The 21,215-nt window shown below is 36.2% G+C and carries 20 protein-coding genes; 4 read left to right on the top strand and 16 right to left on the bottom strand.

What is annotated here, in order from left to right; translation table 11 throughout:
• Window positions 1-42: 42 nt before the first annotated feature.
• From Y7E_RS0110095 to cyoE, 7 genes are all read right to left on the bottom strand, one after another.
• Entirely contained in the window at window positions 43-1,041 is a 999-nt protein-coding gene (locus tag Y7E_RS0110095; RefSeq protein ID WP_017151149.1) for a formamidase, read from the bottom strand.
• A gap of 259 nt (window positions 1,042-1,300) precedes the next feature.
• Window positions 1,301-2,206, bottom strand: coding sequence for a cytochrome c oxidase assembly factor CtaG (ctaG, locus tag Y7E_RS0110090; protein WP_017151148.1), 906 nt, complete (start codon window positions 2,204-2,206; stop codon window positions 1,301-1,303).
• Between the two features lie 87 nt (window positions 2,207-2,293).
• The gene (gene ctaF, locus Y7E_RS0110085; RefSeq protein WP_017151147.1) at window positions 2,294-2,632 is read right to left on the bottom strand and encodes a cytochrome c oxidase subunit IVB; all 339 of its coding nucleotides are present in this window, start codon (window positions 2,630-2,632) and stop codon (window positions 2,294-2,296) included.
• 3 nt (window positions 2,633-2,635) lie between these two features.
• Window positions 2,636-3,259 carry a cytochrome c oxidase subunit III gene (gene ctaE / locus Y7E_RS0110080; RefSeq protein ID WP_017151146.1) on the bottom strand — a complete coding sequence of 208 codons (624 nt, stop codon included), beginning with the start codon at window positions 3,257-3,259 and terminating at the stop codon, window positions 2,636-2,638.
• Entirely contained in the window at window positions 3,259-5,094 is a 1,836-nt protein-coding gene (gene ctaD, locus Y7E_RS0110075) for a cytochrome c oxidase subunit I (protein ID WP_193352113.1), read from the bottom strand. Before ctaD ends, ctaE begins: the two co-directional genes overlap by 1 nt.
• A gap of 60 nt (window positions 5,095-5,154) precedes the next feature.
• Window positions 5,155-6,204 (bottom strand): cytochrome c oxidase subunit II, encoded by a 1,050-nt coding sequence (gene coxB / locus Y7E_RS0110070; protein ID WP_017151144.1) that lies wholly within the window; start codon window positions 6,202-6,204, stop codon window positions 5,155-5,157.
• Between the two features lie 96 nt (window positions 6,205-6,300).
• Entirely contained in the window at window positions 6,301-7,224 is a 924-nt protein-coding gene (cyoE, locus tag Y7E_RS0110065; protein WP_017151143.1) for a heme o synthase, read from the bottom strand.
• A gap of 499 nt (window positions 7,225-7,723) precedes the next feature.
• Here cyoE and Y7E_RS0110060 point away from each other — a divergent pair, with 499 nt between their 5' ends.
• Window positions 7,724-8,653: a COX15/CtaA family protein gene (locus Y7E_RS0110060; RefSeq protein ID WP_017151142.1), complete on the top strand. Its 930-nt coding sequence runs from the start codon at window positions 7,724-7,726 to the stop codon at window positions 8,651-8,653.
• Between the two features lie 149 nt (window positions 8,654-8,802).
• On the opposite strand, the gene pyc is transcribed toward Y7E_RS0110060, so the two are convergent.
• From pyc to Y7E_RS0110045, 3 genes are all read right to left on the bottom strand, one after another.
• On the bottom strand, window positions 8,803-12,249 hold the full coding sequence (pyc, locus tag Y7E_RS0110055; protein WP_017151141.1) for a pyruvate carboxylase: 3,447 nt from the start codon (window positions 12,247-12,249) through the stop codon (window positions 8,803-8,805).
• A 330-nt stretch (window positions 12,250-12,579) separates the two neighbouring features.
• Window positions 12,580-13,761 carry an FtsW/RodA/SpoVE family cell cycle protein gene (locus tag Y7E_RS0110050; protein ID WP_017151140.1) on the bottom strand — a complete coding sequence of 394 codons (1,182 nt, stop codon included), beginning with the start codon at window positions 13,759-13,761 and terminating at the stop codon, window positions 12,580-12,582.
• Window positions 13,762-13,884: 123 nt separating this feature from the next.
• The gene (locus tag Y7E_RS0110045; RefSeq protein WP_017151139.1) at window positions 13,885-14,172 is read right to left on the bottom strand and encodes an Fpa/YlaN family protein; all 288 of its coding nucleotides are present in this window, start codon (window positions 14,170-14,172) and stop codon (window positions 13,885-13,887) included.
• Between the two features lie 153 nt (window positions 14,173-14,325).
• On the opposite strand from Y7E_RS0110045, the gene Y7E_RS0110040 reads away from it, so the two are divergent.
• The gene (locus tag Y7E_RS0110040) at window positions 14,326-14,823 is read left to right on the top strand and encodes a molybdopterin-binding protein (RefSeq protein ID WP_017151138.1); all 498 of its coding nucleotides are present in this window, start codon (window positions 14,326-14,328) and stop codon (window positions 14,821-14,823) included.
• A 30-nt stretch (window positions 14,824-14,853) separates the two neighbouring features.
• Here the strand turns inward: Y7E_RS0110040 and Y7E_RS0110035 are convergent, their stop codons facing one another.
• Together Y7E_RS0110035 and Y7E_RS0110030 are read right to left on the bottom strand one after the other, a co-directional pair.
• Entirely contained in the window at window positions 14,854-16,182 is a 1,329-nt protein-coding gene (locus Y7E_RS0110035) for a PhoH family protein (RefSeq protein WP_017151137.1), read from the bottom strand.
• A gap of 274 nt (window positions 16,183-16,456) precedes the next feature.
• The gene (locus Y7E_RS0110030; RefSeq protein ID WP_017151136.1) at window positions 16,457-16,912 is read right to left on the bottom strand and encodes a pyridoxamine 5'-phosphate oxidase family protein; all 456 of its coding nucleotides are present in this window, start codon (window positions 16,910-16,912) and stop codon (window positions 16,457-16,459) included.
• Between the two features lie 142 nt (window positions 16,913-17,054).
• Here Y7E_RS0110030 and Y7E_RS0110025 point away from each other — a divergent pair, with 142 nt between their 5' ends.
• Complete coding sequence (locus tag Y7E_RS0110025; protein WP_026049164.1) at window positions 17,055-17,255, top strand: YlaI family protein; 201 nt, start codon at window positions 17,055-17,057, stop codon at window positions 17,253-17,255.
• Window positions 17,256-17,291: 36 nt separating this feature from the next.
• On the opposite strand, the gene Y7E_RS0110020 is transcribed toward Y7E_RS0110025, so the two are convergent.
• From Y7E_RS0110020 to typA, 3 genes are all read right to left on the bottom strand, one after another.
• The gene (locus Y7E_RS0110020; protein WP_017151135.1) at window positions 17,292-17,567 is read right to left on the bottom strand and encodes a hypothetical protein; all 276 of its coding nucleotides are present in this window, start codon (window positions 17,565-17,567) and stop codon (window positions 17,292-17,294) included.
• Window positions 17,568-17,580: 13 nt separating this feature from the next.
• The gene (locus Y7E_RS0110015; RefSeq protein WP_017151134.1) at window positions 17,581-17,883 is read right to left on the bottom strand and encodes a YlaH-like family protein; all 303 of its coding nucleotides are present in this window, start codon (window positions 17,881-17,883) and stop codon (window positions 17,581-17,583) included.
• Window positions 17,884-18,129: 246 nt separating this feature from the next.
• The gene (gene typA, locus Y7E_RS0110010) at window positions 18,130-19,974 is read right to left on the bottom strand and encodes a translational GTPase TypA (protein WP_017151133.1); all 1,845 of its coding nucleotides are present in this window, start codon (window positions 19,972-19,974) and stop codon (window positions 18,130-18,132) included.
• 140 nt (window positions 19,975-20,114) lie between these two features.
• Between typA and Y7E_RS0110005 the strand changes: the two genes are divergently transcribed.
• Window positions 20,115-20,294, top strand: a complete 180-nt coding sequence (locus Y7E_RS0110005; protein WP_000400124.1) for a DUF5325 family protein — start codon at window positions 20,115-20,117, stop codon at window positions 20,292-20,294.
• Between the two features lie 45 nt (window positions 20,295-20,339).
• Here Y7E_RS0110005 and Y7E_RS0110000 read toward each other — a convergent pair whose 3' ends face one another.
• Entirely contained in the window at window positions 20,340-21,131 is a 792-nt protein-coding gene (locus Y7E_RS0110000; protein ID WP_017151132.1) for an inositol monophosphatase family protein, read from the bottom strand.
• Window positions 21,132-21,215 lie beyond the last annotated feature (84 nt).

The following is a 21,215-nucleotide window of genomic DNA, read 5'->3' as shown; positions in this document are numbered from 1 at the left end:
AAACAGGCGTATCCATATGGACACGCCTGTTTTATTTACAAATTAAGAATGAATTGTCTTTTTAACTGGATAGCCATAAATAGAACCATCCTTTACTTTAATATCATCTTCCCACGGAACTTTATACTTGCCTTCAGCTAAGTCTTTTACAAATGTATATGGATTTTCTTTGACACCGCCTGGAGTAGCTACATAACCTCTAGAACCTAAATTGTAAATATTATTTTCAAGCCCCCATCCTAATCTAGCTTGATCTGCTAATTCTGGATACACTTCTGCAGTAACAATCTCCCAAGGATTTCGATGCCCTTGTACTAATGTAGTCCCATCAAAATTACATACTTGTCCTTCGCCAAAATAATAAAACACGCCATCATATCCTGCTAAGTTTACCGATAGTGTATACATCAAATTTTGCCATGCATTCGAACGATTCGTTAACATCCATTGCTCACTCACCTGTGTACTATAACCAGAAATGCGGATTAAAACATTGGCACCTTTATAGGCAGCCTCACGAGCAACTTCAGGAAACATGCCATCATGACAAATACAAACTGCTAACTTACTTCCCCCAGGTCCCTCACAAACAGGTAGCCCTAAGTCTCCTGCTTTCCACGGTTCAACAGGCACCCAAGGATTCAGTTTTCGATATTTCAAAATCATCTCACCTTGTGGATCAATAATAATTGCTGTATTGTATGGTTCCCCACCATCTGGATTTTTTTCCATTATCGAAAACACACCGTACAACCCTGCTTCTTTACACGCTTCAGCAAATAAATCTGTTTCTGGTCCAGGTACAGTACATAAAAATTCTTCTGTTGTCCATTTCTTTGTATTAAGTCCCTGTGTACTATACTCCGGAAACACTATTAATTCTAAACCTGGGTAACCAGCCTTGGTTGAATGAATCGTTTTAATAATCTGATTAATTTGTTTATCGATATCTGCTCGTGACTCCACTACTGGTACCGGATATTGAATCAAGGCTGTTAAAAAACCACTGATTGGCTTTACCATACTTCCACTACTGCCCATTTAAAGTCCCCCTTAAAAATAATTTATGTTTAATAAAGAAAGCATATTATATACCTCTCTATTCAAACCTAAAATTAAACTTTAAAAATGCACCTCAATAAAACGAGTAGCGAACCATTGTACGCCTTTAACAATATAACTTTTAAATCAACCCCTATATTAGATACCACAACCACATTAAAAATCCCTTCTTTTACCATTATCAATTGAATTACAATCCATTCTATACACCAAAAAAGGCATATGCTTATGCACCTTTTTATTTCGTTTGCAAATAAGGAGGCACTGCCTGTAGTTGCTCCTCATCTTTTTTGCGCTCTCTACGTGCCCATTTAAAAAATACATACCCAATAATCATACCGTACACTATTTCCTGGACAATTTTCATAATGATACCACCTGTTTGTTGATCTTGTACAATTGGCATCCAATGTAAAAATTCCGGTCCGGTTATATTTAAGTCGGTTAGTGTCCCTGCAGGCACACAAAGCTCCATCGCTTTCATCCATGCACTTGGATCCGTATATGTAGCAAACAATGATTCACTAGCAAATATGATCAATGCGCAAGCAGGCGTTAATAATACACCATTCGCAAACATATATCCTATTTTCTTTATTTCACTTAATGTTTGATACTGTGGTAATGGATTTAGCATTGGCCACCACATCATGATCGCTGTAAAAAATAGAACAGCAAGGAAGATAGGATGTGCAATTTGACTTTGTTTTACAGTATCAAAGACTGCTGGTAAATGATAAAAAGAAAATAAACCATTGAATACAAACAGCGCAATAAGCGGTTTTGTAAATAACATTAATATAATTTGAACAACCTTAAAGGATGTAATATATTGATACAGCCAAATCGGTATTCCTAATAGTAATAGCGGAGGTACTGCGATATACATCACAGCCATTTCAAACATATGTGCACTGAATATAATATGTCCAAGTAAATCTACAGGTCCACCCTTCACAATATATAGAAGGACTATCCCTGCTGTAAAATAAAATATCTGTTTTTTGTTTACCTTTTCTGCATTTTCAAATTGATTCCTATATGGTCCAATAATAAGAAAGTAGCAGATCAGGATAGAGACCATAAACAGTAAAAAGATCGGGCTCCATAAAGCTTGAAAACCAAATATCCATAAGTTGCTCATTTTCACACCCACCCTTTCAAAACGAACTCCTTACCCTCATAGGAAAAAGGGAGCGAAGATAACTTCAAGCTCCCTATCCTTTACTTTTTAAACCCAGACAATCGTCATAAAAGCTAAAATGGTTAATAACCCTACTAATAACCCTGAATATAAGAAAAAGGCTGCTGCTTCATGTCCTTTATGACTCATATGCATGAAATAATATAATTGAAATATAACTTGCACGACAGCTAACAATAAAATAAATGGTACAGAGAAAAGAGGGCTAAATGTTTTCGGATAAGCGACTGCCACAAAAGCTACAATCGTTAAGAAAATCATTAAACCAAATGTAATTACTTGATGTCTCATTTCCTCTGCACTTTTTTTTCTACGATAAACGAGATCTACCTTTGAGTTACTTGTGTTTGTTTGCTTTATCGCCATTGTTTATCCCACCATTCCCATCAAGTATACTACAGTGAAAATAAACACCCAAACTACATCAATAAAGTGCCAGTAAATAGATGCAACGTAAAACTTTGGGGCATTATATAAATTCAGCCCCCGCTTTGCATTCCGAAAAACTAATGTTAAGATCCATAACAATCCGAACAATACGTGTAATCCATGAGTTCCAACAAGCGCGTAAAATGCTGAACCAAATGCACTACTTCTCATCGTATGTTTGAATTCATGTGTATAATGATAAAATTCATAAATCTCAAACCCTAAAAATCCTAATCCTAATAGTACCGTAACAATTAACCAAAACTGCATCTGCTTAAAGTTAAAGTTCTTCATATGATACATCGCATACACACTTGTTAAACTACTCGTTAGCAGAAGCATCGTCATAATAAAGACAAGTGGCATTTGAAACATTTCTTGAGAAGTGGGGCCGCCGTTTGTAGAATTCTTTAATGCTAAATATGTGCCGAACAAGGAAGCGAACAATACAGTTTCGCCTCCAAGAAACAGCCAAAATCCCACAAACTTATTTTTCCCCTCTAGGGTTGCTTTTTCAGGCTCTGCTGGAAATGTTTCATTCGTTAATTTTTCCTCCACATGCATTACGCCTTGCCCCCCTTATCATCTAAATCTTCTTTATGAATATGATACCCATGATCATCAATTATCGATCTCAAGAACATTGCACCGAACGTAATGATAAGCCCAATAATTGCAACTAATAACCAGAATTTATCTTTTCCACCTTGCATATACATTGCGCCAAATGCTGCTATAAACAAACCAAGGGATATAACAAATGGTGAAAATGAAGGATTCGGCATATGAATGTCACTCACAGGCTCTGCTGGTGTCATTTCTTTATTCCCTTCACGTTTCTCAATCCAGAACGGATCTAATCCTCGAACGAATGGTAATTGCTTAAAATTATATTCTGGTGTTGGAGCTGGCATTGTCCATTCTAATGTACGAGCATCCCATGGATCACGGCCAGCTTTTTCTTTAGATAACGATGTTTTCACAACATTGAATAATAGAACAATCGTTCCAAGTCCCATAAATATAGCACCAATCGAACTAATTAAGTTTCCCATCTCTAATCCTTGACCTGGTAAATACGTATAGTAACGACGCGGCATACCTATTAAACCAAGGAAATGCTGGATAAAGAACGTTAAATGGAATCCAATAAAGAACAACCAAAATGTAATTTTCCCTAGCGTCTCATTTAATACTCTGTTAAACATAAGCGGCCAATAATAATGTGCACCTGCTAATAATCCGAACACAACCCCACCAACGATTACGTAGTGAAAATGCGCCACAACAAAATAGTTATCGTGGAATTGATAGTCAGCCGGAGCCGAGGCAAGCATGACTCCTGTTACACCACCCATTACGAATGATGGAATAAAAGCAACAGCCCACATCATTGGCGTTGTAAACCTGATACTCCCGCCCCACATTGTAAAGAGCCAGTTAAAGATTTTAATACCGGTCGGAACTGCAATTGCCATTGTTGCAACTGAAAAAATAGCATTCGCAACAGGACCAAGACCAACTGTGAACATGTGATGCGCCCACACCATAAATCCTAAAAATCCAATTAACACTGTTGCAAATACCATAGATGAGTAACCAAATAATCGTTTTTTAGAAAATGTAGCGAAGATTTCCGAGAATATTCCGAAAGCTGGGAGTATAAGAATATACACTTCTGGGTGACCGAAGATCCAGAATAAATGCTCCCATATAATCGTATTTCCTCCTAAAGCTGGATTAAAGAAACTTGTACCAAATAAGCGATCTAACATAAGTAGTGCCAATCCCACCGTTAATGGCGGGAAAGCAAATAAAATAAGTGAAGAAGTTACAAATGTTGTCCATGTAAACATCGGCATACGCATATATGTCATTCCAGGTGCACGCATATTAATAATTGTGACAAGAAAGTTAATACCACCGATCAGTGTGCCTATACCTGATATTTGTAATCCTAATACATAAAAGTCAATACCATGTCCTTTAGAAGCAAGGGATAACGATGCATAAGATGTCCACCCTGCATCAGGTGCTCCTCCTAAAAACCAACTTAAGTTTAAAAATACTCCACCGAAGAAAAACAACCAAAATCCAAGTGAATTTAAAAATGGAAACGCCACATCCCGTGCCCCAATTTGAAGTGGCACAGCAGCATTCATAAATGCAAATACAAGCGGCATAGCTGCGAGGAAAATCATTGTTGTGCCGTGCATCGTTAATACTTGGTTATACGCATCTCCAACAAGAAATGCATTATTTGGAATTGCTAATTGAAGACGGATAAATAGTGCTTCTATTCCGCCAATGATAAAAAACAACCCACCTGCAATTAAATAGAGAATGGCAATTTTTTTATGGTCTACTGTCGTTAAATAATCCCATATAACAGCACCCATCCCCTGTCTTTTTGCTACAGAACTCACGTTTTCAACCTCCCCTTCGCAAATAATCCCTCTTTACTTCTCAACTTTTAACGTTTGCAAATATGCATTTAATGCATCTACTTGTTCATCCGTTAAGTTGCCATACTTACCAGTCATTTTATTTCCTGGCTTCATATTTTCAGGATCCTTTAGCCATTTTTTTAGGTTTTCTTCATTATTTTCAGCAATGCCGGCAACCATATCGCGATCAGCAAAGTTTGCTAGGTTTGGTGCGATACGTGCAGAAGGTGGTCTACTATCATTTGATCCAACTGCATGACAACCAATACAACTTTTGTCAAATATTTCCTTGCCTTCTTGTTCTTTTGTAGAAGCTACTTCCTTCTTACCATCAATCTTCTTCATATCAGCAATCCAAGCTTTGTACTCGCTTTCATCAACAGCTTTCACTTTAAATTGCATTAAAGAATGTGATGGGCCACAAAATTCAGTACAAAAACCATTATAAGTGCCTGATTTATCTGCTTTTAGCCACATTTTGTTGACATTATCTGTATTCGTATCCATTTTTCCAGCTAAAGATGGAACCCAAAATGAATGTTTAATGTCGGCACCTTTCAAATTCAAATATACTTTCTTTCCTGTGGGGATAACTAAATCTTGCGAAGTTACTACCTTTTCTGATTTATAAGAAAATTCCCACCAATAAAGATTCGCTGTTACATCAACAACGATTGTATCTTTATCAATATTCTTTTTCTCCATCGCACTTACATCAGCAAGTTTGAATGTATATGTAACAGTTGGAACAGCCAATATCAGTAAAAGGATAATTGGAATGACTGTCCATATAATCTCTAGCTTGTGATTTCCTTCAACTTGCTTCGGGATATAATCTTCCTGCCCTTTCTTTTGCCGGAAACGCACAATTACATACAAGAAAATAATAGTAACTACAAGTACTACACCTACCATAATTGCACTTGCTAACAAGAGTAAATCATATTGCATTTTTGCTACTTCACCTTGCGGAATTAAAGTAGATTGGAAGGCTTTACCGCATCCCCCTAACAGTAAAGCCAGCAGTGAAACGAATGAAAGCAGTCGCCACCGTTTCTTCATACAAACAACCCCCACTTTCTTTGTGAATTAGATTGTACTTTATTTATAGTAAGTAAAGTAAATCTCAACGTAAAGAAATCCACTCATGTCGTTGTCTTAGAAGAATGTAACTACAATCATTGACACAAATAAGATTGTCAAGTAATTCAAGGAGTAGACAAACATTTGCACGGACCATTTGATGTCATCTTTCTTACGGAAGCCATAGAATCCTAATACGATCCATCCGATGTTAAGCAGTGTTGCAATTACCATGAATGTTACTCCAAGTCCACTCATATAAAATGGTAGTGGTAATAAACATACTGTCCAAATCATGATTTGACGTTTTGTAATATCAAATCCATGTACAACAGGAAGCATTGGAATGCCTGCATTTCGATATTCATCAACACGTTTCATCGCAAGTGCGAGGAAATGTGGGATTTGCCAAATAAACATAATTAAAAATAGCATCCAAGCGATTGGATGATCTAAACTAGAATCAATTGCTGCCCAGCCAATTAAAGGTGGAACTGCTCCAGATACACTACCTACTACTGTATTTAGTGTATATGCTCGTTTTGTCCATAATGAATACAAAACAACATATGTGAAAGCACCCACGAAACCAATAAATGCTGCCATTGGTGTTGTAAGTAGCAAGAATACAAATCCAAGAAGCAATAGTGCAATGCCTAACGTTAGCACAAACCCAGGTTTATATTTTCCAGTTACTGTCGGACGGTTTTTTGTCCGTTCCATTAAATGATCGATATCTCGATCAATATAGTTATTTAAGCTACATGCCCCCGCCATAATTAATGCAGAACCGACAATTGTAAAGAACATTTTATCCAAGTGGTTCACAGCATTTAATCCATTAAAGTGTAAAGCCAACCAAAATCCTGTAAACACAGTAAGTGTATTTGAGTTTACAATCCCCATCTTAACGAGCGCTAATAAATCTTGTACACGTGTTGTTTCCGGTACATCTGTTACAGCTGACTCATCATGCAGCTCACTTGTTGCATGGTTCATCATTTCAACCCCCTCTTAAAACTTTCATCCTTCTTTCGCGTCTTTACTTTACAAAAGTAATACGCTTCTATATAGCAATATTATTACAGTAGAAATGTTGTTTTCTCACTCTACTACTAATCTACGCTCATACTCGAATATATTAAATCATATTTCCCGAACATTTTGTGAAGAAAACATGAACTTTTTGTGTCGAATAACAAAAAAGTTTCTCCTATTACTTCCTATCATAACATGAGGTTACCTTCTATAATAAACTATTTTGTCATATTTAGCATATATTCTCCCTATTTCTTTTCATAATAGAAGTATTTTTACCTAAAAAATGTAATTTAAATTCCATTTTTTTCTTATTTAAAGAACTTTATCCCCCTTCTTCATTTCTTTGCTATTTTATTATTTTTTATATATCATAGGACTGTAGCGCATTTTGTTCTATAAAATTGATGGAATGAAAATATTTCGCAATAACTTCATAACAGAAAGATGGTGAAACAGATTGCAACGCTTTATTAAATGGTTAGCAGTCATTACAAGCCTTGATTTACTAGGGGTTTTATTAGGAGGGGCTTTGGTTACAAAAACAGGTTCAGGTCAAGGTTGCGGTAAATCATGGCCACTTTGTAATGGTGAACTCGTTCCCTCTAATCTATCAATGGAAACGATTATTGAACTAAGTCACCGCTTAACATCAGGATCCGCAGGAATTCTCGTTACACTTCTGTGTATCTTAGCCTGGAAATACTATAAACATGTACGTGAAACAAAAACACTAGCTATTTTATCTTTCGTCTTTTTAGTTGCACAAGCACTAATGGGAGCAGCCGCAGTTGTATGGGGACAAGTCCCTGCTGTACTCGCTATTCATTTTGGTATTTCCTTAATTTCATTTGCTTCTGTCATTTTACTAACATGTCTTATTTTTGAGATTGATAAAAAATTCGATGCACGATCTCTCATTATGGACAAAAAAATGAAATTTCATATTTATGGTGTAACAATTTACAGCTATATTGTCGTCTATACAGGAGCGCTGGTACGTCATGAACGTGCAAGTTTAGCATGTCCAGACTTCCCACTTTGTAGTAAAAATAGACCATGGCCTACCCAGTTACACGAATGGGTTCAAATGGGGCACAGGGTTGCAGCCATGTTGATATTTGCTTGGATTCTATATGCCATGATTATTGCTATTCGTCATTATAAACAACAACGAGTTATATATTGGGGATGGATTATTTCATTTATTCTCGTTACCCTTCAAGCAATTGTTGGTGTTTTAGTTATATATACAGATGCAAGCTTATCAATGGCACTGTTACACTCACTCTTTATCTCTTGCCTCTTTGCCGTATTATGTTATTTAGTTATGTTAGGTACAAGAAGCAAAGCAAACGCACAAGACACACACGAATCAACTACAGCGTAAAAGAAACAATCATTTTAATAACTTGCCACTATGGCAAGTTATTATTTTTATATAAAGTGACACTTTCACTAGTGAGGGGTCTGTCCTCACCAATCAAGTTTTTACGGGCACTAAAAAAGAGCTGCTTTTCAGCAGCTCTTTTTTTACAATTATTGATCTAGTTCGATTAATAAATCACCTGTTTGAATAGCATCGCCATCTTTTACATATACTTTCTTCACTTTACCGTTGAATGGCGCTTGAACTGTTGTCTCCATTTTCATTGCTTCTGTAATGGCCATGGAATCACCTTTTTTCACTTCATCGCCTTCATTCACAACGACTTTAATAACAGTTCCTGGCATTGTAGCACTAATATGATTTGGGTTCTCACGATTCCCTTTCACACGCTGTGCAACTGTTGCTTTAATACTTTCATCTTTCACAACAATTTCACGAGGTTGTCCGTTAAATTCAAAGTAAAGTACACGTGTTCCATCTGGCTGCGGTTCTCCAATTGATACTAATTTAACCATCAATGTTTTACCACGTTCAATTTCCACATCAATTTCTTCACCAAGTCTCATACCATAGAAGAATGTCGGTGTATCAAGCACAGACACATTTCCATAAAGGCCAGCAACTTTTTCATAATCCATAAACACTTTTGGATACAATGCATATGCAACTACATCAAAGATTGTTACTTCACGTCCAAGTTTATGGAATAGCTCTTCTTTTAAAGCATTGAAATCTATTGGTTCTAACAATTCTCCCGGTCTTACTGTTAACGGCTCTTTCCCTTTTAAAATGATTTTTTGTAATTCTTTTGGGAAGCCACCATATGGTTGTCCAAGATCACCAGAGAACATTTCAACAACCGAACCTGGGAAGTCCAAAGACTGTCCTCGTTCAAAAATATCTTGTTCTGTCAAGTGATTTTGAACCATAAACAATGCCATATCACCAACAACTTTTGATGATGGAGTTACTTTTACAATATCACCAAACATATCATTTACACGGCGATACATCACTTTTACTTCATCAAATCGATCTCCCAATCCAACTGCTTTCGCTTGTTGTTGAAGATTACTATATTGTCCACCTGGCATTTCATGCATGTACACCTCTGTATGAGGAGCATTCATGCCGCTTTCAAATGAGGCATAATATTTACGAACATCTTCCCAGTAATGTGAAAGTTTTTCTAATGAATTTACATCAACATCTGGTTGTCTTTCATTTCCACCTAACGCATAGTATAGTGTATTCGCACTTGGTTGTGATGTTAATCCTGCCATTGAGCTTACCGCTACATCTACAATATCAACACCCGCTTCAATTGCTTTCGTATACGTTAAAACACCATTTCCACTTGTATCATGCGTATGAAGGTGAATCGGAATCGATACCGTTTCTTTTAACGCAGAAACTAAATCGTACGCTGCATTTGGTTTTAACAAGCCAGCCATATCTTTAATACCTAAAATATGTGCCCCTGATGCTTCTAATTCTTTCGCTAAGTTTTTATAGTAATTCAAATCATATTTACTACGCATTGGGTCATGAATATCCCCTGTATAACACATTGTCGCTTCTGCAATCTTACCACTATCTCTTACCGCATCAATTGCAACTCTCATACCTTCCACCCAGTTTAAGCTATCAAAAATACGGAATACATCAATACCAGCTTGTGCTGAACATTCCACAAATTTTTGAATTAAATTATCTGGATAGTTTTTATAACCAACTGCATTCGATGAACGAAGAAGCATTTGGAATAAAACATTTGGCATTCTTTCACGAAGTTCTAATAAGCGTTCCCATGGATCTTCTTTTAAGAAACGATATGCAACATCAAACGTTGCACCGCCCCACATTTCCGCTGAGAATAAGTTTGGTAACATTCTAGCTGTTGGTTCAGCAATTTGATTTAAATCTTTTGTACGAATACGTGTTGCAAGTAATGATTGATGCGCATCACGGAATGTTGTATCTGTTAAAAGTACACGCTTTTGATCTTGTACCCATTTTACTAATCCATCTGCACCGCGCTCGTTTAAAATTTGTTTCGTTCCACTTTGAATTGGCTCATAGTGCTTCACATTTGGTATACGTGCATCTGGGAAAATTGGCTTTTCTTTCTTCCCTACTCCCGGGAAACCATTTACCGTTACTGTACCGATATAACTTAACATTTTTGTACCACGGTCTTTACGTTTTGGGAATACGAATAGTTCAGGTGATGCATCAATAAATGATGTATCATATTCCCCTGATAAAAAGTTTTTATGTTTTACCACATTCTCTAAGAATGGAATATTTGTTTTAATACCTCGAATACGGAATTCTTTTAAGTTACGCTCCATTTTCGCAGCGGCTTGTTCAAATGTAAGTGCCCAAGTTGTTACCTTTACAAGTAAAGAATCATAGTACGGTGTAATAACTGCACCTTGGAAGCTGTTCCCTGTGTCAAGACGAACACCAAAACCGCCACCAGAGCGATACGCCATAATTTTTCCTGTATCAGGCATAAAGTTATTAAGTGGATCTTCTGTCGTTACACGAGATTGGATCGCATAACCATGTACAATAATCTCCTCTTGTTTTGGTATGCTTACCATTGGACTATGTAAGGCATGTCCATCTGCAATTAAAATTTGTGACTGAACAATATCAATCCCTGTAATCATCTCTGTAATAGTATGTTCTACTTGAACACGTGGGTTTACTTCGATGAAATAAAAATCATTACCTTTTACAAGGAATTCAACTGTACCAGCATTTAAATAATTTACATTTTTCGTTAATTTCACCGCTGCTTCACAAATACGATGACGAAGATCATCTGAAAGTGATACACTTGGTGCAATTTCAACTACTTTTTGATGACGACGTTGTACAGAACAATCACGCTCATATAAATGCACAACATTTCCTTGTTCATCTGCCAGTATTTGGACTTCTATATGTTTAGGTTTTTCAACAAATTTTTCAACGTAGACTTCGTCGTTACCAAAAGCCGCTTTTGCTTCTGACTTTGCACGATCATAAGACTCTTTTAATTCTTCACCGCTACGCACAATACGCATACCACGGCCGCCACCACCAAGGGAAGCTTTAATAATTATAGGGTAATCATACTTCTTAGCAAACTCTTCAACTTCTTCTAGTGAATTAATAGGCCCATCACTGCCAGGAATAACTGGAATATCAGCTAATTGCGCTTGTGTTCTTGCTTTTACTTTATCTCCAAACATATCTAAATGTTTACTTTTTGGTCCGATAAAGATAATTCCCTCTTCTTCACAACGTCTAGCAAATTGGATGTTTTCTGACAAGAAACCATATCCAGGGTGAATTGCATCCACGTGATTGCTTTTCGCAATTTCAATAATACCCTCAATATCAAGGTAAGCATCGATTGGCTTTTTGCCTTCTCCCACTAAATAAGATTCATCTGCTTTATAGCGATGGTAAGAACCGCTATCCTCTTTTGAATAAATTGCAACTGTGTTTAATCCAAGTTCTGAACAGGCCCTGAATACACGAATTGCAATTTCTCCACGGTTAGCTACTAATACTTTTTGAATACGTTGCAGCTTTGTCATGATTTTCCCCCTCTACTTTCCTACCACTCTAGAGATTAAATAGGTACACGCTCTTTTGAGCGTGAAGTTCTTCACTTTCTTTTCTAAATTATACTCGGAAAGCTTCACTTTATTTTTATTCATCATACCTTATTTTTCAACAAATGATAAGTTTTCTGATCAATTTGTTTCACAAAAATAGTATAGCACAACTCTTCTTTTTCTGACAGCTTTATTGTATATCACATTAAAATAAATATGTTACACTATTAACATTACAACCCCCACAAAGTATAACCTATTTAAAATATCATAATAAAAAGGCTTTGTGTCAAAAAACACAAAGCCTTTTTATTTCACAACAACAAGATGCGGCTCACCTTGCTCTTTTTTCTCATATATTTCTTTTTGCTGTTTCTCTTGTCGTTTCACGTAACTACCTATATTTAGCAATATCCCCATTGCAATAAAATTCGCCATTAAAGAACTACCACCATAACTGACAAATGGTAAAGGTACACCAGTAAGAGGTATTAGCCCCGTCATACCACCAACAATAACAAATGTTTGTATTCCAATCAGGCTAGCAATACCAATTGCAATTAAACTTCCAAATGGATCTTTACACTTTTGAGCAATTCTAAATGCACGAATGATAATAAGTAACAAACTAATTAAAACAATCGCTACACCAATAAAACCAAGTTCCTCAGATACAATCGCCATAATAAAGTCTGTATGTGGTTCAGGTAAATATCCGAATTTTTGTATACTGTTACTAAGTCCTCTACCATTTAGGCCACCTGATGCAATTGCAATAAAGGAATTCACCAGCTGATATCCATCATGTTGAGTATCTTCAAATGGATTTAAAAACGCTGTAAAACGGGCTTTCTGATAATCTTCCAATGTGTAGTTACCAATTAAGTATAAAAGCGGAATCCATATAATAGAGCTTAACACCAAACGCTTTATCCACTTATTAATCGGAACACCTGAACAAAGAAACATAGTTCCGACAATACCTATGATTATCAGAACCGTTCCTAAGTCATTTTGTTTAAGAATTAAAAGTACTATTAATCCTATAAATAGAATCGTACCCGCTGATCCTTGCCACACTGAAGTATCTGTTTCTTGTCTTCTTGCAAAGAAACGTGCAAGTACGATAATAATAGCGATTTTAATGAATTCAGCTGGTTGTATCCCAAATACCCACGCTTGCGCACCATTTGCTGTTGTTCCCAGCAATAATGATAACACTAGCAATCCTATACTACCTATCATCATTAGTAGCAAAATAATCCGTTTTCTCCAAACCTGGTATGGAATCGCAGCAATTATACCTAATCCTAATACTGTCCCTATTCCTAATGCTAGTAGTTGCTTATAAAAAAAGTAATTAGCCGGTTTCCCATATTTTGTAACCGCTAAAATTGAGCTAGCACTATATACCATTATAACTCCCAGTACACATAAAATAACAAGAGGAAGCAATAATGAATAATCCATTGACTTCCATACTTTTTTCATTCAATATCCTCTTTCTGTTTTCAGTTTAATTGTTGTATTCCATATGTATTGGAATTCTTCCTTCTTTATTATACAAATAAAAAGCTCAAACTTAGCCAGTTTGAGCCCCCTTATTTGAACCCTTTATTGTTGTTTGTTTGTAAATGCTTCATGAAGTGCTGATAATTCCCGTTCGAGCTCTCCTAACATGTCTTTGCCTTGCTCTTCTGCAATAAGACCAAGACGAACCGCAAAGTCAACTTCACGGGATAGTCCAAACATTTGTGTGTCCAACACTTCTTCATATAATGGACATTGCGGCATCGTAAGGTGGTCCATTTGCACCTTAATAAGTCTTAAAATCTTCTCCGCATCCGCTTGTAGAAGGGCAAGTGCCTTTTCCTGATGATTTGCTACTGTCTCAGACGCCAAATTGATTCCCTCCGTTTCCGTCCTACTCTCCTATCCTATCTATTAATATTAGCGATAGTTTTAATAAATTGCAATAGAAACATTTTTTGTGACAATCGTGTCTAATGCTATTATACTGAAAAGTGGGAGCATAATACAAATGGGGGAACAACAATGAGTGAAATTTTATTTATAAACGGGAAAGTCCGCTTTCCAATCACACTTGATCCAAGCGTTTGGATTTTTGATGATCGAAAAGTAGATTTAACAACTTACTTCACCGAAACGAAAGAAGAAAAATCAGAATTAGAAGACTATCTCAAGCATACTTCCGAACATTGGGATCGCGAAATCCGTGATGGCGCCGCTTTCCCACCTATTCAAAAAAGCGTAAAAAAATTTAAAAAAGAACAGCTCATTACAGGAACGTTTGGCATACCACTTCATCCCTTTTTAAAAAACGCTGAAATTGCAGCTGAAGCGACACATGTTGAAATTCATACACTGCATGATACAATCAGACTTTCATTAGAAGAAACAAACAATGTTATTCTTGGATTTTCAAAAGACGGAAAACCATTACGAGAAGATGGGCCTGTTCACCTTTACTTTGGTGATGGTTCTAATATAAACAATCCCATTCGAAACATCCGTAAGTTTACAATTATTTAAAAAAGAAGCGGGACTGTGTCCCGCTTCTTTTTATAATAAATCCGCTGCTAGTTGTGCTAAATTCGAACGTTCTCCTTTTACAAACTTTACATGTCCGCTAATTTTTTGTTCTTTAAATTTCTCTACAACATACGTTAGACCATTATTATATTCATCTAAGTAAGGATGATCAATTTGTTGTGGATCTCCCATTAATACAATTTTACTCTTTTCTCCAACCCTTGTTAATATTGTTTTCACTTCATGTTTCGTTAAATTTTGTGCCTCATCAATAATAATAAATTGATCTGGAATACTTCGCCCTCTTATATAAGTAAGCGCCTCTACTTCAATTGAACCCATCCCTGCTAAAATCGCATCTAATTCACCTGGTTTTTTTGTATTAAATAAATACTCTAGGTTATCGAAAATCGGCTGCATCCACGGTCTTAATTTTTCTTCTTTTTCTCCTGGTAAATAGCCGATATCTTTGCCAACTGGAACAATTGGCCGGGCAACAAGGAGTTTTTTGTACAACCCTAAATCCTCCGTTTGCATAAGGCCAGCTGCTAGCGCAAGTAAAGTTTTACCAGTTCCTGCTTTACCCGTTAATGTTACGAGTGGAATATCTTCACGGAGCAACAATTCTAATCCCATAGTTTGCTGCACATTCCGCGGACGTATTCCCCAAACTTGCTCATTATGAAAAACAAGTTTCTTCACTTTTTTCCCTGAAAAATCCACAATTCCAAGTGCAGAGCTAGAACCACCCAACGCATCTTTCATCACAATAAACTGATTTGGATAAAATGGGTGATTTGCAATTTCTGATAAAGGAAGCTCCCCTTTTTCATAAAAATAATTTAATTTCTCTTTTGATATGTAGCCTTCTAAAAAACCTGAATATATATTGTCCACTTCAATTACACGATCGCTTAAATAATCTTCAGCTTGTAAACCAAGTGCATCCGCCTTTACTCTTACAAGCACATCCTTACTGACTAGAATGACAGCCTTTCCACTCTCTTTCTCTTGCTCTTCCAAAAATAAATTTTTCGCGACAGCTAAAATGCGATTATCGTTTGTTTTTTCAACAAAAATATCTTGCAGTTGAACAAATGAACGATGGTTTAATTCAATACGAAATGTCCCTCCATTTTCAAGAGGAATACTCTCATGCAGTTTTCCTAATTCGCGAAATTTATCTATCAATTTAGATACATAACGAGCATTTCGTCCGACTTCATCCATGTAGCGTTTTTTCGAATCAACCTCTTCTAATACAACTGCTGGAATCACTACCTCATTTGTTTCAAAAGAAAAAATAGATAAAGGATCCTGCAAAAGTACATTCGTATCTAACACATAAATTTTATCCAACCTGTTACCCCCTGACTCCACTTTTAAATTTGTAGAACAAGGGTTTCATCCATGATCATGATATGGACGAACCATTGTTATAATTATATGTAATGTATTAACGAGGTAGAATCGAAATTCATATAAATTAAAACTTTTCTTAATCATTTTTCTCATTTATAACTAGGTATTGTATTATTCATCAAAATTTATATTTTAACATGCAACAAAGATCAACTATTTACTTTGGTTAAAATAGTAGAAAAGGATGAACAATCATAGCGCTCATCCATTCCTACAATTCTTTCATTGCTGTTAAAACTTGATTATCAAGTTTTTCAGCAGCACGAAGATCATATGTTTTTTCATATGTTGGTTCCGAAGCAAGCTTTGCTCCATAAAACATAACATCACGCACTTCTTGAACAGATACTTCTACTACAGTTAATTTGAGGGGAATGCCTTCCATTCTATCTGTTAAAATCTTTGCTTCACCGCTAATGGAAAATACAGATTCATTTGCCATTACAGTAAGTACAAGCCCTGACTGATGGCGTAAATTTTCCGCAATACGAGAGCGTTGATCAACTGCAAATCGTATACTTGTCTCATTCATTGCATATACCCATGAAATAGCACTTACATTTGGAACAGCCTTTTCAAAATCAATTGTTGCAATTGTAATAATATGTCCTTCACGTAAAGATTGAACTAAAGAATCTGTCAATGTAGTTTCTACTACATTTGCCATATTTCCACCTCCAAATTTTTCTTCATCTTAATAATAACTTATTTTTCGAATTGCGAAAATATTATTTTTTCCCCCTATAGTTCAAAAATATCAAATTTACATGATATACTTATATCGATAGAATTTGTATTGAGGTGACGAAATGAGAGTCAAATGCATGCTTTGTGATAAAAAAGAAGAGTTAGATGACGAAAATCCTATGGCCAAAAGGCTTCGTAACCGTCCTATTCATACATATATGTGCATGGAATGCACAGAACGTATTGCAGAACGTACAATGGAACGCCATGCAACCGGAAAATTCCACTTATATCGTGATAAAACAATAGAAGATGAGTGGTAAACTGCCAAATAAGTCCTTAATCCTTCAGATGAGGGCTTATTTATATTTCTCCGGCTCTCGTTTCATTTGATCTAAGAAACAATCTATAAGCTCTAATGGAAATCTTGTAGAATGTTTTTCCCCGTCTCGTTCATATGTAACCAAATACATATCTTCTTTCTTTTCCACCGTTACATCTCTTAATTGATGATCTTCATGTAACATATTATGAAACAGTAAATATGTTTCTTGTGCAGCCTCATCATACGGGCGTGCTTCCGCGACAGTTTTAATCGTTAGCCAATTGTATAATGCATCTTGTACAGAACGCATGAAACATCCCCCCTTAGCTCACTCTCTGTTTCTTTACTTGACGTAAGCGCAATCTATAAATACCAAGCACAAGCGCCGCTACAACGAGCCCTTCCCCAACTGGTAACAAAACTCCAAAAAAAGTTAGAACCGTACACCCAATTGCTAATACCACATAAATCACAACATTTTTTAATAGCGATAATTTCCTAGCAAAACCCAAATTATATACAAGTGCACTCAAAATAATCATTGTACCATAAAGTAGCCACATACCTACTTCTGGATTCACATCTACATTGTATAGCTTTGCAAAAAATGACATTCTTTCTAGCATTATACTTCTCCCCTTTATCTAGCAAAAATGAATAAAAATTCCCCTATCTAAAATAAAGATAGAAAATATTCCATATGAGCCCCATTCATTCAACTGACTAGCAGCGCATTACTTCTTAATTTTTAAATTCTATGTTGCCTACTATAAGAGTACATTGCAGAAAAAATACTGTCTAGATAAAAGAGTAAATTTTCGAAAAATAACAGAATAAAAAAAAGCTACCTTTTAAAGGTAGCTCCCTATTTTTTACGCTTCTACAGATTTCTTTTTCTTAGCAGCTCTTTCACGCTCGCTCTTATCCAGAATCTTTTTACGAAGACGAATTGATTCTGGTGTTACTTCACAGTATTCATCATCATTTAAGTATTCTAATGATTCTTCTAATGTCATGATACGAGCTTTTTTCATTGTTGACGTTTGGTCTTTTGTTGCAGAACGAATGTTAGTTTGTTGTTTCATTTTTACAATGTTAACTGTTAAATCATTCTCACGTGTATGTTCCCCAACGATCATACCATTATAAACTTCTGTACCTGGTTCAACAAAGATTACACCACGGTCTTCTACTTGGATAATACCGTATTGTGATGCTTTTCCTGTTTCTAATGAAACTAGAACACCTTGACGACGTCCACCAACTTGACCAGCATGTGCTGGCTGATAGCTATCGAACGTATGGTTTAAGATACCATAACCACGTGTTAAAGTTAAGAATTCTGTTGTATAACCGATTAATCCACGTGCTGGTACCATGAATGTAAGACGAACTTGACCATTTCCATTGTTCACCATATCTAACATTTCACCTTTACGCGCACCCATAGACTCCATGATAGAACCAGTATATTCTTCTGGTACATCAATTTGTACACGCTCTACAGGCTCACATCTTACACCGTCTACTTCTTTAATAATTACTTCTGGTTTAGATACTTGTAATTCGTATCCTTCACGGCGCATGTTTTCAATTAAGATTGATAAATGTAATTCTCCACGTCCAGATACAATCCATGCATCAGGAGATTCTGTATTATCTACACGTAAACTAACATCTGTTTGTAACTGAGAACGAAGACGCTCTTCAATTTTACGAGATGTAATATATTTTCCTTCACGACCTGCAAATGGGCTGTTATTTACAAGGAATGTCATTTGTAGTGTTGGCTCATCAACACGTAATAATGGTAATGCTTCTTGATGTTCAACTGGACATACAGTTTCACCAACGTTAATGTCTTCCATACCTGAAACAGCTACTAAATCTCCAGCCTTTGCTTCTTCGATTTCTTGACGTTTTAATCCCATATAACCAAATAGTTTCGTTACGCGGAATTGTTTTACACTTCCATCAGCCTTCATTAACGCAACTTGTTGTCCAACTTTCATTGTACCGCGGAATACACGGCCAACTCCAATACGACCTACATAGTCATTATAGTCAAGAAGTGCTACTTGGAATTGAAGTGGCTCGTCACTATTATCGATTGGTGCTGGAATATGATTAATGATTGTATCAAATAATGATTTCATATTCTCTTCTTGATTTGCTGGATTTGAATCTAAACTTGCTGTTCCGTTCATTGCTGACGCAAATACTACTGGGAACTCTAATTGATCTTCGTTTGCACCAAGTTCAATGAATAAGTCGATTACTTCATCAACCACTTCGTCTGGGCGAGCAAAGTCACGGTCAATTTTGTTTACAACAACGATTGGAGTTAAATTTTGTTCTAATGCTTTCTTTAAAACAAATCGTGTTTGTGGCATACAACCTTCATATGCATCAACAACAAGTAAAACACCATCAACCATTTTCATGATACGCTCAACTTCACCACCAAAGTCAGCGTGTCCAGGTGTATCTAAAATGTTAATTCGTTTATCTTCATAATGAATCGCTGTATTTTTCGCTAAAATTGTAATACCGCGTTCTCTTTCTAAGTCATTTGAATCCATTGCACGTTCTTCTACGTGCTCGTTTGCACGGAACGTCCCCGCTTGACGTAATAATTGGTCAACAAGTGTTGTTTTACCATGGTCAACGTGGGCGATAATTGCTATATTACGTAAATCTTGTCGTTTTTTCAACATGTCCAACTCCTAGTGTCTTTTTAATCCTTCTCTATTATAAGAGCGAAGGGGATACAATGGCAATCAAAATAAAATCAAGAATGAAAATATAGTTGTATTCTTACTTTTGTGAAAGTAAAATGAAATTGGAGGGTGAAGATATGGAACACATTCAATATCGCTTTTTACTAACAGCTATTATCGGTGTTATTTTCTTAATTGGCATCGGAATTATGATTGCTGAAAATAGTCCCATCGGTATTATTATTTGCATTATTGGTACATTTGTTACAGTCGGATATGGATTTATAACAAAACGCAAAATGCGTAAATCACAGTAACATGAAAAAGTAAGAAGCTACGTCTTGGGCCTCTTACTTTTTTTGTTACTGTGATACATATTGTAATAACTCTTCATATACTCCAGGTTTTGCAACTAATACACTGCTCTTCTCCACAATAGAAAGCGTAGCACCGGCGAATGTCGTTACTTTACCCCCGACTTCTTCTACAATAATCATTCCACCACCAAAATCCCAAGGAGATAGTCTAGGCGTCACGTAAGCATCCAATCTTCCAGTTGCAACATAGACCATTTCTAATGCTGCACATCCATATGAACGTGTCCCCCTTGCCAATTTTACAAGTTGCATCATTTTCTCCATATTAAGTAATGGATTATCAGTAAGCCAAGTTGCATTTAAAGCAATTATTCCATGTTCCACCGTACTTTTCTCTAGAGTAGGAATAGATACATCGTTGCAAAAAGCTCCTTCTCCTTTTACAGCATGATAAAGTTCATCATGAACCGGATCATAGACCAGACCGATTTTTCCGATACCGTTCTCATAAATACCAATTGAAATCGCAAAGTTTCTTTTTTGGTGAACAAAATTCATCGTACCGTCAATTGGATCAATTAACCAAACAACTCCATCAGAAGATGCAACTTCATCCCCATATCCTTCTTCTCCTAAAATATAATGGTCTGGGAATGTTTGTTTAATTTTCCCAATCAAAAACTGTTCTGTTTCCCGATCCATATTTGTTACTAGGTCAGCTGCATTTGATTTCGTCTCTATAATAAGTGTCTTTTGCAATGATGCCATTAAACGTTCACCAGCTTCTCGAACCCACTGCTTTGCATTTGTATCGATTTCTTTCCATACCTCTTGCATGTTTAAACACTCCGATCTATACTGTTCACAGAAAAAACGAACCCTTTATAAGGTTCGCACCAACTAAAATTTTATACATATACT

Origin of the sequence: Bacillus bingmayongensis, assembly GCF_000299035.1 — a bacterium.
Classification (GTDB): domain Bacteria; phylum Bacillota; class Bacilli; order Bacillales; family Bacillaceae_G; genus Bacillus_A; species Bacillus_A bingmayongensis.
The sequence above is the reverse complement of the archived record's forward strand: the minus strand, read 5'-3'. Positions and strand labels throughout refer to the sequence as shown.

Excerpts from the sequence above, each read along its gene's own strand:
- Y7E_RS0110095 (WP_017151149.1), bottom strand. The coding sequence starts at position 1,041 with ATGGGCAGTAGTGGAAGTATGGTAAAGCCAATCAGTGGTTTTTTAACA.
- ctaG (WP_017151148.1), bottom strand. The coding sequence starts at position 2,206 with ATGAGCAACTTATGGATATTTGGTTTTCAAGCTTTATGGAGCCCGATC.
- ctaF (WP_017151147.1), bottom strand. The coding sequence starts at position 2,632 with ATGGCGATAAAGCAAACAAACACAAGTAACTCAAAGGTAGATCTCGTT.
- ctaE (WP_017151146.1), bottom strand. The coding sequence starts at position 3,259 with ATGCATGTGGAGGAAAAATTAACGAATGAAACATTTCCAGCAGAGCCT.
- ctaD (WP_193352113.1), bottom strand. The coding sequence starts at position 5,094 with ATGGGTGCTGTTATATGGGATTATTTAACGACAGTAGACCATAAAAAA.
- coxB (WP_017151144.1), bottom strand. The coding sequence starts at position 6,204 with ATGAAGAAACGGTGGCGACTGCTTTCATTCGTTTCACTGCTGGCTTTA.
- cyoE (WP_017151143.1), bottom strand. The coding sequence starts at position 7,224 with ATGAACCATGCAACAAGTGAGCTGCATGATGAGTCAGCTGTAACAGAT.
- pyc (WP_017151141.1), bottom strand. The coding sequence starts at position 12,249 with ATGACAAAGCTGCAACGTATTCAAAAAGTATTAGTAGCTAACCGTGGA.
- Y7E_RS0110050 (WP_017151140.1), bottom strand. The coding sequence starts at position 13,761 with ATGAAAAAAGTATGGAAGTCAATGGATTATTCATTATTGCTTCCTCTT.
- Y7E_RS0110040 (WP_017151138.1), top strand. The coding sequence starts at position 14,326 with ATGAGTGAAATTTTATTTATAAACGGGAAAGTCCGCTTTCCAATCACA.
- Y7E_RS0110030 (WP_017151136.1), bottom strand. The coding sequence starts at position 16,912 with ATGGCAAATGTAGTAGAAACTACATTGACAGATTCTTTAGTTCAATCT.
- Y7E_RS0110025 (WP_026049164.1), top strand. The coding sequence starts at position 17,055 with ATGAGAGTCAAATGCATGCTTTGTGATAAAAAAGAAGAGTTAGATGAC.
- Y7E_RS0110020 (WP_017151135.1), bottom strand. The coding sequence starts at position 17,567 with ATGCGTTCTGTACAAGATGCATTATACAATTGGCTAACGATTAAAACT.
- Y7E_RS0110015 (WP_017151134.1), bottom strand. The coding sequence starts at position 17,883 with ATGCTAGAAAGAATGTCATTTTTTGCAAAGCTATACAATGTAGATGTG.
- typA (WP_017151133.1), bottom strand. The coding sequence starts at position 19,974 with ATGTTGAAAAAACGACAAGATTTACGTAATATAGCAATTATCGCCCAC.
- Y7E_RS0110005 (WP_000400124.1), top strand. The coding sequence starts at position 20,115 with ATGGAACACATTCAATATCGCTTTTTACTAACAGCTATTATCGGTGTT.
- Y7E_RS0110000 (WP_017151132.1), bottom strand. The coding sequence starts at position 21,131 with ATGCAAGAGGTATGGAAAGAAATCGATACAAATGCAAAGCAGTGGGTT.